Origin of the sequence: Brevibacterium sp. RIT 803 (genome assembly GCF_016892625.1) — a bacterium.
Taxonomy (GTDB): domain Bacteria; phylum Actinomycetota; class Actinomycetes; order Actinomycetales; family Brevibacteriaceae; genus Brevibacterium.
The window spans coordinates 295032-308150 of the sequence record NZ_JAFEMW010000002.1 but is presented as its reverse complement, the minus strand read 5'-3'; the positions used below and the strand labels follow the sequence as shown (position 1 = coordinate 308150).

The 13119-nt window shown below is 63.8% G+C and carries 12 protein-coding genes, 1 pseudogene and 1 riboswitch; of the genes and pseudogenes, 7 read left to right on the top strand and 6 right to left on the bottom strand.

Features of this window, described 5'->3' with window-relative positions:
• A complete protein-coding gene (thiS, locus tag JTF07_RS08705; protein WP_204233868.1) occupies positions 1–249 on the bottom strand; it encodes a sulfur carrier protein ThiS in 249 nt (82 codons plus the stop codon).
• Positions 246–1433: a glycine oxidase ThiO gene (gene thiO / locus JTF07_RS08700; RefSeq protein WP_204233867.1), complete on the bottom strand. Its 1188-nt coding sequence runs from the start codon at positions 1431–1433 to the stop codon at positions 246–248. Before thiO ends, thiS begins: the two co-directional genes overlap by 4 nt.
• Positions 1423–1526: riboswitch (TPP riboswitch) on the bottom strand. (Overlaps the previous gene by 11 nt.)
• Positions 1527–1549: 23 nt before the next feature.
• Here thiO and thiE point away from each other — a divergent pair.
• Both thiE and JTF07_RS08690 read left to right on the top strand, forming a co-directional pair.
• Positions 1550–2230 (top strand): thiamine phosphate synthase, encoded by a 681-nt coding sequence (gene thiE, locus JTF07_RS08695; protein WP_204234176.1) that lies wholly within the window; start codon positions 1550–1552, stop codon positions 2228–2230.
• A 36-nt stretch (positions 2231–2266) separates the two neighbouring features.
• Positions 2267–3238: a ketopantoate reductase family protein gene (locus JTF07_RS08690; protein WP_204233866.1), complete on the top strand. Its 972-nt coding sequence runs from the start codon at positions 2267–2269 to the stop codon at positions 3236–3238.
• On the opposite strand, the gene JTF07_RS08685 is transcribed toward JTF07_RS08690, so the two are convergent.
• Positions 3192–3806 carry a histone deacetylase gene (locus tag JTF07_RS08685; RefSeq protein ID WP_204233865.1) on the bottom strand — a complete coding sequence of 205 codons (615 nt, stop codon included), beginning with the start codon at positions 3804–3806 and terminating at the stop codon, positions 3192–3194. The genes JTF07_RS08690 and JTF07_RS08685 overlap by 47 nt on opposite strands.
• Before the next feature lie 215 nt (positions 3807–4021).
• A pseudogene (locus JTF07_RS08680) lies at positions 4022–4480 on the bottom strand (DedA family protein); the annotation flags it as partial.
• Positions 4481–4632: 152 nt separating this feature from the next.
• On the opposite strand from JTF07_RS08680, the gene JTF07_RS08675 reads away from it, so the two are divergent.
• Together JTF07_RS08675 and JTF07_RS08670 are read left to right on the top strand one after the other, a co-directional pair.
• Positions 4633–5781, top strand: a complete 1149-nt coding sequence (locus tag JTF07_RS08675) for a sensor histidine kinase (RefSeq protein WP_204233864.1) — start codon at positions 4633–4635, stop codon at positions 5779–5781.
• Complete coding sequence (locus tag JTF07_RS08670; RefSeq protein WP_252199638.1) at positions 5774–6475, top strand: response regulator transcription factor; 702 nt, start codon at positions 5774–5776, stop codon at positions 6473–6475. Before JTF07_RS08675 ends, JTF07_RS08670 begins: the two co-directional genes overlap by 8 nt.
• Before the next feature lie 65 nt (positions 6476–6540).
• Here JTF07_RS08670 and JTF07_RS08665 read toward each other — a convergent pair whose 3' ends face one another.
• The gene (locus JTF07_RS08665; RefSeq protein ID WP_204233863.1) at positions 6541–7758 is read right to left on the bottom strand and encodes a Fic family protein; all 1218 of its coding nucleotides are present in this window, start codon (positions 7756–7758) and stop codon (positions 6541–6543) included.
• Positions 7759–7956: 198 nt separating this feature from the next.
• On the opposite strand from JTF07_RS08665, the gene JTF07_RS08660 reads away from it, so the two are divergent.
• Both JTF07_RS08660 and JTF07_RS08655 read left to right on the top strand, forming a co-directional pair.
• Positions 7957–9195 carry an alpha-hydroxy acid oxidase gene (locus JTF07_RS08660; protein WP_204233862.1) on the top strand — a complete coding sequence of 413 codons (1239 nt, stop codon included), beginning with the start codon at positions 7957–7959 and terminating at the stop codon, positions 9193–9195.
• Positions 9196–9256: 61 nt separating this feature from the next.
• On the top strand, positions 9257–10747 hold the full coding sequence (locus tag JTF07_RS08655) for an amino acid permease (protein WP_204233861.1): 1491 nt from the start codon (positions 9257–9259) through the stop codon (positions 10745–10747).
• On the opposite strand, the gene JTF07_RS08650 is transcribed toward JTF07_RS08655, so the two are convergent.
• On the bottom strand, positions 10722–12035 hold the full coding sequence (locus JTF07_RS08650; RefSeq protein ID WP_204233860.1) for an FAD-binding oxidoreductase: 1314 nt from the start codon (positions 12033–12035) through the stop codon (positions 10722–10724). The two genes, JTF07_RS08655 and JTF07_RS08650, sit on opposite strands and share 26 nt — an antisense overlap.
• A 54-nt stretch (positions 12036–12089) precedes the next feature.
• Between JTF07_RS08650 and JTF07_RS08645 the strand changes: the two genes are divergently transcribed.
• Positions 12090–13091 carry a helix-turn-helix transcriptional regulator gene (locus JTF07_RS08645; RefSeq protein WP_204233859.1) on the top strand — a complete coding sequence of 334 codons (1002 nt, stop codon included), beginning with the start codon at positions 12090–12092 and terminating at the stop codon, positions 13089–13091.
• The last annotated feature ends 28 nt before the right edge of the window (positions 13092–13119 follow it).

The following is a 13119-nucleotide window of genomic DNA, read 5'->3' as shown; positions in this document are numbered from 1 at the left end:
TCAGCCTCCCTGCACTGCGGTGACGATGTCGACACTGTGGCCCTCGGCCAGAGTGAAACCCGACCACTGCCCCCGTCTGATGACCTCACCGTCGACGGCGAGCGCGATGCCGAGGCGGCTGCCATCGACGGGGGTTCCGTCGGCGCCGATCTCCTTGTCGACGATGCCGGAGATGAGGTCCTTGGCAGTGGTGGGACCGGCGAGTGCGTGGCGCTCGCCGTTGAGCATGATGGTGATGGTGTCGTTCACGGATGACTCCCTGCTGGTTGCTGAATCGAAAAGGTCTGCTGCTGTGCGTCCTGTGTTTGGGCAGGTGGGTGCTCTACATCGAAGCGTTCCGGGCCCACTGCTGCCAGCGACCCCGGTGGTGCCCATGCTGTGTCGGCTCTGGTGGCAAGGTCGGCGGTGAGGCCTGCACCCAGCGGGGCGAGGAGGATGCCGTGCCGGAAGAATCCGGTGGACACCACACAGCCGGGATCGATGCGTCCGATGATCGGCACGTCATCGGGCGAGCCCGGTCTGGCGCGGGTGGTGATGTCTGTGATCTCGCAGTTGAGGATGGCCGGGACGAGACGCTCTGCGTCACGAAGCAGCTGGTGGACGCCGCCGGCGTTGATTCCCGACCGGCCGTCCTCACGGCTCGTGGCACCGAGGACGAGCTCGCCGTCGGGACGAGGTACGATGTAGACGGGCCGAGCATTGACCAGACCGCGGATCGTGCGCGTCAGCAGTGGGGCCAGTGCCTTCGGTGCCCGGAGTCTGATCACCTCACCCCATACTTGGCGCAGAGGCAGCGTCGCTGCCCCCACGATGTCATTGCACGAAGCACCAGCGGCGACGATGACCTGATCAGCGCTCAACCTCGTCCCCGTGTCGAGCTCGACGCCCACGGTGCGCCCGGCTTCCTTGCGCAGACCCGTGACGCGGGCCCGGACGACGTCATCACCGAGGACCGATATCAGTGCACCGGTGACCCGGCGGGGATCGATCGAATGATCTCCGGGGATCGTGACGGCCCCGCACACCCCGGGTGCCAGGGACGGTTCCAGGTCACGGGCCCGGGATCCCGCGATGAGGGAGACGTCGAAACCGGCTGAGGACTGCAGGTTCATGAGCTCACGCAGGGAGGCGAGGTCGGCCCGGTCGCCGGCACACACGAGGGTCTCGGTGCTCGTGTGTCCCAGGTCATGACCCGAGACGGCAGTCAGCGTCGCGGCGAAGTCCGGGTAGAGGTCCGCCGAGGCACGCATGAGCGGATACAGGGGAGACTGCCCCCACACCACCTCGGCGGCAGGGGCCAGCATTCCCGCAGCTGCATGGGAGGCACCCATGGCGGGGACAGGATCGACGATAGTGACGCCGATGCCGCGACGGCGCAGATTCCAGGCAGTGGACAAGCCGATGATTCCAGCTCCCACAACAATGACGTGCACGTGCTACTCCCTCCGGCGGCATGATCCGCATCAGGTTGAACGGTCGGCACAAAGCCCTCTCAGCCCCTTTATGAGGCTCCCGCGAACTCCTCTACTCTAGGAGCATGGCCGCAGATATGACAATGGACGCCGCAGTCCACGACACGGACAGAGCTGCAGACAGAGACACACGACGTGACCGGCTGCGCACGGCCAGGCTCTATGTCTGCACCGATTCCCGCAGCGCGCAGGGCGATCTCCCTGAGTTCCTCGATGCCGCCTACGCTGGTGGCGTCGACATCATCCAGCTGCGCGACAAGGGCCTTGAAGCCCGAGCCGAGATCGAAGCACTCGAGGTGCTCAGAGATGCAGCCCACCGGCACGGGAAGCTCTTCTCCGTCAATGACCGCGCGGATGTGGCGCTGCTCGTCGGTGCCGATATCTTCCACGTCGGCCAGGGCGACCTCACCAGCGAACAGGCCCGCGCGATCCTCGGCCCGGATGTGATCCTGGGCCGTTCGACCCATTCCATCGCACAGGCCGATGCCGCCGAGGCGGACCCCGAGATCGACTATTTCTGCTTGGGTCCCGTGTGGGAGACCCCGACCAAACCCGGCAGACCGGCCATCGGCACCGACCCCCTGCGTGCGCTCGCCTCCAGCGCATCCAAGCCCTGGTTCGCGATCGGCGGGATCTCGGCAGGCGAGCGCCTCGCCGCGGTGAGAGCCGCCGGTGCGCAGCGCATCGTCGTCGTCCGTGCGGTGACCGCAGCAGACGACCCCGCGGCCGCGGCCGCGGAACTCAGACAAGAACTATGACAGCGCGCGGCGCAACTGCAAAGGAATCAATCTGACATGGGAGAGCACACAGTGAAGATACTCATCGCCGGAGCCGGCGCGACCGGCGGGGCGTTCGGCACCCGCCTGTTCGAAGCCGATCGCGATGTCACGTTCCTCGTCCGCGAGGCACGAGCGCAGACGATGCGTGCCGACGGGCTGCGATTCGTCGCCCCCGGTGAGGACCGGACGAACCACATCCCCGTCCTCACCGCTGCCGATCTGGCCCAAGCCGATCCGGCAGCTGCCGACTCTGCCGCTGCCGATCGGCAGGCTTCGACTCCGTTCGACCTCGTGATCGTCGCGGTCAAGGCCAACGGCTTGGAGCCGATCATCGATGACATCAGACCCGCTGTGGGGGCGCACACCCTCATCATTCCGTTCCTCAACGGCATGGCTCAGATCGAGCGATTGGTCGAGGAATTCCCCGGCCAGGTTCTGGGCGGTCTGGTCAAGATCGTCGGAACGATCAAGGACGGAGCCATCCACCAGATGACCGACCTGGCTATCATGACCATCGGCGATCTCGACGGGGAAGCCGTCCCCGGTTCGATCGTCGAGGCTCTTGACGTTCCCGGTTACAGACTGCAGATCCTTGAGAACATCACGGACGCCCTGTGGGAGAAGTGGATCTTCATCGCCGCGGCAGGAGTCGTCACCTGCCTGTTCCGGGCCCCGGTCGGAGCGATCATGGCAGCTGGCGGACAATCGCACATCGTGGAAATCGTCGACGAGCTCGAAGCCGTTGCGAGCGCCGGGGGACACCCGGTCTCCGCCGAGGCCAGGGACAGGACTCTGGCCATGCTCACCGCTAAGGGCTCGTCATTCACCTCGTCGCTCTATCGCGATGTGACCTCGGGTCTGCCCAGCGAAACTGAGCACATCCTCGGCCACCTCGCGCGAACAGCGGCTGACCTCGGTGTGCAGACACCCCTGCTCGATCTCACACTTGTGCAGCTGCGGGCGGGGGAGTCGCTGCGACAGAGCTGAGCGTCGCGACTGAACCGACGGTCGAGACTGATTCGACCTCTTCGACGCCGAGGCGCAGCATCGTCAGATACGGTTCACCGGGGATGGTGTGGGTGACTGCATCCGATCCGTGCGGAGCTGTGAACGTCACCATCGGGATCGAATCTGCGCGGTCGAGAACCAGTAGGGTCTCGTACCCGCCTGGCCCCACCGAGTGGGCGGAGCCGACGGGAAGTTCGCAGGCCAGTGTCTCCAGCGGGTTGTCCGAGGAAGGCGGCCGGTTCATCTCCTGATCGGCGACATCGGCGAACTGCTGGGCAGTGATGAGATATGCCTTGGCCGGTGTGGGGCCCGGTACATGATGGTCATAGAAGGCCATTCCTCCGCCGCCCCACACTGTGGAGCTGCCGGCGAAGTAGATGGATCCGGGAAGCTCGATGCCCATCTCTGCCGACGGCGGAGCGGAGCTCCGCGCGCCGGGATAGGTGACGAATGCACCTGGGGGACGGCCACCCTGCAGGTAACAGGCGAGCCTGTCACGATGCATGTTCGAGCCATAGCTGACGTACCACACGAGACCTTGAGACATCCCATCCATGATGCCACGTCAACGGCTGGGACTGTCCAATCTGCAGAGTCTCGGTGTGCCGTCCGATCCCTGTCTGATCGGGCTTTCCTCCTGGCCAGAAGTCTGCGCGTGAGTTCAGCAACACCGGTGATGACGAGCGCGATGCCGATGCCCAAGCCCACCCCGAGCAGCGGCTGATCTTCGAACAGCACACCGCCGAGCAGACCGATGCCCGTCGAATACAGCGCCCACGCCAGGCACCCTGCCGCATCGAAGGCGAGAAACCGAGGGACCGGATACTTCAGCATTCCCGAGGTAAGGGTGGTGGCCGTGCGTCCGCCTGGAACGAAACGTCCTGCGATGAGCACGGCGCCGCCTCGGCGGTCAAATATCTCCTCGGTCCGTTCGAGCAGCCGACGTGCACGCGGACGCCGAGTCCACCGAGACGCCAACGAGCCACCACCGCGCCCTACAAGGTGGGCGGCGAAGTCACCGGTGAGGGCACCGACTGCTCCCGCCAGCAGGAGTCCGCCGGGGTTCGGTGTTCCGGTGGTCGCATAGGCCGCCGCGGTGATGAGAATCGTTTCGGAGGGCACGATCGGGAAAAGGGAGTCGAGGCCGGCGACGACGAAGACGAGGAGATACACCCACGGCGATTCGAGCGTTGCGGCGAGGATGTCGAAAGCGAGGTCCATACTCATCCACGCTATTGACCGACGGGCGAGCTCGGAACGCGGCGAAGAGCAGTCTCGCCTGCAGGAGTCCGGAGCGAAGATGCGGAAAACCGGAAACGGAGTCTGCGGTCGGACCCATGGGACCAGGCGCTCGGCGTTGCTACGATCAAGCTATGCCCTGGCCGACGTCGCTGACCGCGCGGATTCCCCGAGAATCCCGCATGTTCGTCACACGCTGGAGTTCCTCGGTGCTGGGAATCCTGTGGGGCGTGCTGCTGTGCCTTCCGCTGCTGCTCGCCGCGATCCCCACCTCGACCTCGCGATTGAGCCGGAAGGTCCTGGCCTGGGAACGCGCCCGGCAGGAGCGGGGTTTCGGCATCATCATGGGCCCGGACCCGAAGAAGCGCGGCTTCTTCGTCCTCAACGGTGTGGTTGCGGGCTTCATCGCCATTCCCGTGCTCAATCTGCTCACGGGTTTCCTGCTCGTCACGATCGGCTCGCTCATCCAGGGACTATTCATCGGCGGCAGCATCACCATCGGCTTCGACTTCTGGGCCATCAGCCAGCCGACTCTGTTCGTCGGAGTGCTCTATGGAGCCGCGAACCTCATCGGGGTCATCGTCCTCGCCGAGTTCGCCAATTGGCTGCACGGCAGAATCGACTCCAGGTTCACGGACACCAGCCGCCCCAACGCGCCCCACACCCGCATCACTCAACTTCTCATGACCCGTCACGGTGTGGTCATGGCCATCGACGAGGAGCGGCGCCGGATCGAGCGTGACCTCCACGATGGAGTGCAGCAGAATGTCGTGTCACTGTCCGTGCTCATCGCACGTGCCCAACGAGCGAAGGATCAGGACAAGGTCAGCGCCCTCCTCGACGACGCCCTCGTGCAGTCCCAGGACCTCATCGATGAGATGCGCGAGGTCGCCTGGCGGGTCTATCCCACAGCACTGGACGAACACGGCCTGGGCACCGTGCTCCACCGGGTCGCCGATCACTGCCCGATCCCGGTCACCCTCACCGCCGTGCCCGCCCGGCGGGTATCGCAGGCCAGTGAATCTGCTGCGTACTTCGTTGTCCGGGAGGCGGTGACCAATGTGGTCAAGCACGCGAATGCGTCGACTATTCGAATCAGTGTGATCGCCGAGGATCAGAAGCTCATCGCCGAGGTGGTCGATGACGGCACAGGAGGAGCCGACCCTGCCGGCAGCGGGCTGAAAGGACTGTCGCGACGGGTCGGAGCATTGGACGGGACGATGAGGATTGAGAGCACAGAGAATGTCGGAACCACAGTGAGAGCGGAGATCCCCTATGTCTGAACCTGGCTTGCCTGAATCCAGCGCCGAAACCCCGAACCTCGACCCGATGAGAGTCGCCTTGGCCGATGACTCGGTGCTGCTGCGCGAAGGAGTGCGCAGCCTGCTCGAAGACGAGGGCATCGCGGTTGTGGCCTCAGTCGATGACGGGCAGCAGCTCCTCACCGCGGTCGCGGCTCATCGCCCGAACTTGGCGATCGTCGACGTCAGGATGCCGCCGACCCACACCACAGAAGGACTCGAGGCCGCGCTGGAGATCAAGCGCCGCTTCCCGGATATCGGAGTCCTCGTGCTCAGCCAATACGTTCTGCGCGAATATGCGACCGAGCTGCTGAGCACCGAGACCGTGGGAGTCGGCTACCTGCTGAAGAACCGGGTCACCGACATCGACCGCTTCCTCGAGTCCGTCAATCGGATAGCGGAGGGCGGAACCGTCATCGACCCCGAGGTTGTCCGGCAGCTGCTGAGCTCGTCCGAGAAACAGAACTCCCTGTCGGCGCTCACCTCTCGTGAGAACGAGGTCCTTCAGGCCATGGCTGAGGGGCTGTCGAATCGCGGTATCGCCGAACGACTCTACGTGTCCATCAGCTCCGTGGAGAAGGCCATCAGCTCGATCTTCGACAAGTTCAGGCTGCACGCAGGGGAGACCACGAGCCGGAGGGTCGCGGCGGTTCTGCACTACCTCGATCAGTCCTGAGCCGACGGAGAGCAACCAGGTGACCCACGACCTCGAGAGCGCGAGCATCGTGACGGGGCAGGTTCTCAGAGTTCGGAACGGGCTCGGGCACCGATGCGCAGATTGAGGTCTTCGAGCTCGGCCAGCACATCGCCGGCGCCCCAGATCTGGTTGCGCTTGCGACTGGTCAGACCGCGCAGGACCCCGGCTTCCATCAGTGCGGAGACCGCCCTGTTCGCCGAGGAGCTGGACAGTTTCAATGAGTCCTCAAGGTCGTCGATCGTGAACACCGGGTCCGATGCGAGGTAGTTCAGGATCCTGGCTGCGGCGCTGTTCTCACGTGGATGGCCGAGGAGATCGGCCCACTCATCAGGCAGTCCGGCCAGCCGATGCGCGGTCAGCTGAGCTTCCTCTGTCGCGATCACCGACGACGTCGACCACAGCGATATGACCGGTCCGGCGTCGCCGGAGTGATAGGAATTCAACGCGGCGAAGTAGCGGTCTCGAACCTCGACCAAGGCAGCAGCCAGGGGAACGGTGATCCCGGTCGTGACGCCGCGTGAGTGGAGGACCCCAGCCGCCAAGGCTCGTCCGATCCGACCGTTGCCGTCGGTGAAGGGATGGATCGCTTCGAACTGCGAATGGGCGACGGCCGCCTGCGCGATCGTGGGAATGTCAACGCGGCGGGCGAAGGTCAGCAGATCGTCCATGAGCTCAGGGACGAGCTCCGGGGGAGGGGGAACGTAGAGCGCTCCACGGGGCGAATGATCGGAGCCGCCGATCCAGTTCTGCATCGGCCGATGTCGGCCCGCCAGATGAGCCTCTCCGGCATCGTCCTTGAGCAGCAGCCGATGGGCGCGAGAGACCGCATCGGCACTGATCGCTCCCGATGTCAGCAGATCCAACGCACCCGTTGCAGCGGCCATCGCAGTTGCCGAAGAATTGGACTTCGCACCGTGGAGGGCGCGGACGAAGTCGTCGATGGGTGCCTCTTCGGCTTCAATCTTCGATGAGGCGATCGATTCGCTGCGCAGCAGCAGGTAGGACAGTGGGATCAGGGTGCGACCGTGCTCGGCATCGAGCCGGGAGATCGCGCGGACCGCGGTTTCTGAGCGTGCGGCGAGCTCGGAGGGCAGGCGCAGGTCGACCGAGCCGATGCGGGCCGGAACGGAGACGGACACCTCGGCGAATTTTCTGTCGTCGATCGTGCCGCCGCGAAACTCCTGGCGCCACGGTCTGGTCTCTGTCTGCGCTGCGGGCACGGGAACGCCAGAATCGGGCACATGGTTGGCGGAGTCGGACATGGGAATAGTCTAGACGATAAGCCCATATGATGAAATAAATGGGAATATCTCTCATGGTGATCCCAGTTCCAGGGAGCACGCCCGTCTCGCTAGACTCACAGCTCAGGGATTGCCAAGGATACTGGGAGTGCCAGAGAATCACGGTGTTCGTAGCAGTCTCGAGCCCGATGAGATTCAGTGTCGATGATGAGGAGAACGATGAAACGGCAGCTGCCCGACGTGAAGGAACTCGCCCCTCTCCTGCAGTTCAGTCTGCCTAGGCTCGACAGGGTGGGCGCGCGGCTCGACTCCGCTGCCGATATCTGGGACCTGCGTCGCATCGCGAAGCGGGTCACCCCCACAGCGCCCTTCGACTATGTTGACGGCGGCGCGCTCGATGAGCACACGCTGCGCAAGAACCGTCAGGTCTTCGCCGACGTCGAGCTCCTTCCACGGATCCTGCACGGAGTCGATGCCCCGAACACATCGACGACGATCGCCGGGCAGCATACGGCACTGCCATTCGGCATCGCCCCGACTGGCTACACGCGGATGATGCACTCCGAAGGCGAGATCGGGGGAGTCCGCGCTGCGACAAAGGCAGGCATTCCCTTCTCGCTGTCAACGATGGGCACACGGTCAATCGAAGAGGTCGCCCAGGCGGCACCGGGATCCACTCGTTGGTTCCAGCTCTATCTGTGGAAGGACCGTGAGCGCAGTCTCGACCTGTTGCAGCGAGCCCAAGCCAGCGGGTACGAGACCCTGCTCGTCACAGTCGACACTCCGATCACAGGCCAGCGCCTGCGAGATAACCGCAATGGGCTCTCGATCCCACCGAAGCTGACCCTGAAGACGATTCTCGATGCCTCCTACCGTCCCGGCTGGTGGTTCAACTTCCTCACCACCGAACCGCCGAAATATGCCTCCTTGTCGAACACCTCGCAGTCCTTGGCCGAGATGACTCGGACCATGTTCGATCCGACACTTGACCTCGATGACCTCAGGTGGATCCGTTCGCAGTGGAAGGGCAGGCTCTTCGTCAAGGGAGTCCTCACCGCCGAAGACGCCGACAGGGCCCGGTCCATCGGCGCCGACGGCCTCGTCGTGTCCAACCATGGAGGACGCCAGCTCGATCGTGCACCTGACTCCCTGACCGCGCTGGCGGAGGTAAGAGCGGCCGTCGGCGAGGACATGGAACTCATCCTCGACTCCGGAGTCATGTCCGGCACCGACGTCGTGGCCGCTCTGTGTGCCGGAGCGGACTTCGTGCTCGTCGGACGGGCCTACCTCTACGGACTGATGGCCGGCGGGCAGCGCGGCGTGGAGAAGGCCATCGACCTGATTCGAGCAGAGATACTGACTGCCATGGGCCTGATGGGCGCCCGGAACATCTCCGACCTCGGGCCGCAGCTGGCCAGGGGGCTGCCAACCTCTGCCACTGCGAACCGCGACATCTGAATGTGGTAAGAATGGCCGGGGCCCGAACGGGACGCCGGTCGCACGACAGTCAAGGGACACGATGAACGAAACAGCCGCCTCGGCGAGGGAGAACCGCGAACTCAAACGGGGGCTGAAGTCACGTCACCTGCAGATGATCGCCATCGGCGGCGCCATCGGCACCGGCCTCTTCCTCGGCTCCGGCGGCACGATTTCCCAGGCCGGACCCGGCGGTGCACTCCTGGCCTATGCTGCGATCGGCATCATGGTCCTTTTCGTCATGCAGTCCCTGGGCGAGATGTCGACGCACCTGCCCGTGGCGGGATCGTTCCACACCTACGGCTCGAAGTACGTCAGCCCCTCGTTCGGATTCGCGATGGGCTGGAACTACTGGTTCAACTGGGCGATCACGCTCGCCGCAGAGCTCGTCGCAGCCGGAGTCATCATGTCCTTCTGGCTGCCGGACGTGCCGTCCTGGGTCTGGGCCGCGATCTTTCTCGCCCTGCTCACCGGGCTCAACTTCCTCTCGGCTAAGGCATTCGGGGAAGGTGAATTCTGGTTCGCAGCCATCAAGGTCACCGCTGTTCTCGCGTTCCTCATCCTCGGGGTGCTCATGATCGTTGGCATCATCGGCGGCGAATCGCCGGGGATGAGCAACTGGACGGCAGGCGAAGCGCCATTTGTGGGTGGCTGGGTCTCGATCATCAGCGTGTTCATGATCGCCGGCTTCTCCTTCCAGGGCACGGAACTCGTCGGCGTCACTGCAGGCGAGTCAGCCAATCCACGCCGCGATATGCCCCGGGCCATCCGCACCGTGTTCTGGCGCATCATGCTCTTCTACATCGGCGCAATCATCATCATCGGCTTCCTCCTGCCCTATTCGGACCCCTCACTGCTGGCCTCCGCCAACAACGAGGACGTCACGGCCTCGCCCTTCACCCTCGTCTTCGAGCGGGCCGGCATCGCCGTGGCCGCATCCGTGATGAACGCCGTCATCCTCACCGCAATCCTCTCAGCCGGCAACTCCGGACTCTACGCCTCGACCCGCATGCTCTACGCAATGGCCAAAGAGGGAACCGCGCCGAGGCTGTTCGCCCGACTCAACGAACGCGGAGTTCCCGTCATGGCACTGCTGGCCACCGCGGTCATCGGTCTGTTCGGATTCCTCTCCGAGGTGATGGGCGACGGTGGGGCCTACACGTGGCTGATCAACGTCTCCGGGCTCTCCGGGTTCATCGTCTGGGTCGGCATCGCCTGGTGTCACTTCCGGTTCCGCCGTGCCTACATTCAGCAGGACCGAGATCTCGCGGACCTGCCGTATCGGGCTCCGCTGTTCCCCATCGGACCGATCATCGCACTGGTCATGCTGGTCATCGTCATCATCGGCCAGAACGTCCAAGCAATCGTCGAAGGACGTGTCCTCGAGGTCGCCTCCGCCTACATCGGTCTGCCCGCCTTCCTGCTGCTGTGGCTCATCCACCGACTGGTCACCGGACGTCGCTCACGCACGGTGGGTCTGGAGGAGATGGACGTCGACGGGCTGACGATCACACCGCGAACTGGGCCAGCATGACCCTGCGCGGATCGAAATGATCCCGTAGGGAACGCAACCGTGTCAGATCGTCGGGCTCGAACGCTGACGTGATCTCTTCGGCGGTCAAGGACCGAAAGGTGAAATTGAGCGAGCGGCCAAGGGGCGCGTCGCCGGTCTCGGGTGCACCCAGCTCGCCGGCAATGGTGAGGTGATGGGCCAGTGGAGTCTCCTCGACCTCGTTCAAGGGCGACAAGACAGAAAACAGCCATGTGGCATCGCGATGTCCGAGGGCGTTTGCAATCTCGGGTGCTTTGGCCATGGCGCCACCAAGCAGACGCAGACCGATGACGGTGAAGCAGGGAACGCGGTCCGGGGAACTCGCTGCAATGAGGTTCGCTGTCGTCTGCTCGCCGAGCTCGGGTAGGAAGAATGCGTCACTGGCGTATGAATGGGGCTCATCAGGTTCGGCAAATATCTCGCCGGTCCTCGCAAAGGGCACGACATCAATGCTCGAGGCGAATTCTGCCCCGGCGGCCACCAGCGCCCTCTCCAGGAGTGCCACCTGCGCTCGACCGAGTTCAGTCTCGCCCGACCATGCGATCTGAATTCGCAATTGATGGATTCCGCGCAGGAGGGCAGGCAGGTCAGCGGCAGTGGTCGGAGCCGAGCAGATGGCAGCGGCAGTCATCATGTCCCGGCCTTGCCCCATCGCCCATTCCCGCCACACCTGGCCGGCTTGGGGAGATGCTCGCAGGTCGATCTCGATCGAGCCACCGAGCACCTCTGCAATGGGGAAGACCCTCATCGTCAAAGAGGTCACGATGCCGAAATTCGAACCTGCCCCGCGCAGTGCCCAGAACAACTCCGGGTTCTCCTGGGCGGATGTCATCCTGATCTCGCCATCCGGGGTGACGATTTCGGCGCTGAGAACATTGTCGGCAGCGAACCCGTACTTTCGTGACAGAAGGCCAACGCCGCCGCTCAAGCTGTACCCGGCAATGCCGACCCCGGGGAAGCTTCCCGCCAACGGGGCCAACCCATGGGGCGCGGCGGCTGCCATCACCTCCGCGAATCTGGCTCCGGCTCCGGCGGTCACTGTGCGTGCCGAGGGGTCGATGGCGACATCATTCATTCTCGAGGTGTCGATGAGTGTCCCCGAACGCATCCCCGAAGTTCGGCCGTGTCCGGTCGACTGCACGGCGATCCGCGGTGCACGGGAGCGCAGCTCTGAGCGTACGGCAGCAGCCACTTCGGTGGCGGTCAGGGGGCTGACGATGTGGTCGGGGGAGTGCGGATGGTCAAGTTGGAATCCTGTGATCGAGTTCATGCCTTCACAGTAGAATTCATTGTGGTACGAATGTGACCACAATAGAATTGATCTGTGACCAGTCGAACTCCGAGCAGCGAAATGCCAGGCAGGCTGCTGCGCCTACTCTCGCTCCTCCAGTCGCGAGGGTGGTGGCAGGCCGGGGAACTGAGCGAACGCTTGGGTGTGCAGCCTCGTACTCTGCGCAGAGACATCGAGAGGTTGAAGTCTCTCGACTATCCGGTTCGCAGTCGGACTGGCCGTGATGGGGGATACAACCTGGGGGAGTCGTCGAATCTGCCACCCCTGCAATTCGATGACGAGGAAGCCGTGGCGATTGCAGTGAGTCTGTCGACGGCCAGTCGTCAGGTGCGCGGTCAATCCGTTTCGGACGGTGTGCGGGTGGCGACTGACAGTGCGAGGATCAAGCTCGAACGAATGCTGCCCGCGCGCCTCCGCCATCGATATCATCTACTCGTCCAATCGATTGAGGCCGGACCTGGCCCCGACGTCGAGGGCGCAACCATGCTTCCGGATACCGATGTGCTGCTCGAACTCTCTGATGCGTGCGCTGATCACCAGGCGTTGTCATTCATTCACGTCAAGCGCGACGGCGCCCGCACCCTGCGGCACGTGAGACCGCACAAACTCGTCACGATGTCAGGGTATTGGTATCTGGTCGCATTCGACTCCGATCGCCGAGATTGGCGTTCGTTCCGAGTCGAACGCATCAGTTCGGTCAAGTACAGACATGAACGTTTTGAGCCTCAAGTGCTCGACGCCTTCTCCTTTGTGGCCCGGTCCTTCGCCGAGGCGCACTATCGATTCAACGCCACCGTGACTTTCGAGATCTCGGCCCTGCAGCTGCGGTCGAAATACCACGGCACCATCTTCGGTGTCGTGAAGGAACTGACATGCCAACGCTGCGAGGTGAGTCTCAGCGCCGATTCGCTCGATCTCATCGTCGAGTACCTGTGTGCATTGCTGAGCGTTGATGCTGATTTCGACATCGCCGCCGACCACGAAGTGCTCAATCGGCTCCAAACCATTCGTGCGCGACTGGGAACTGTGGGTTAAGCTAGGCTCGCCTAACTACCTAAGAAGG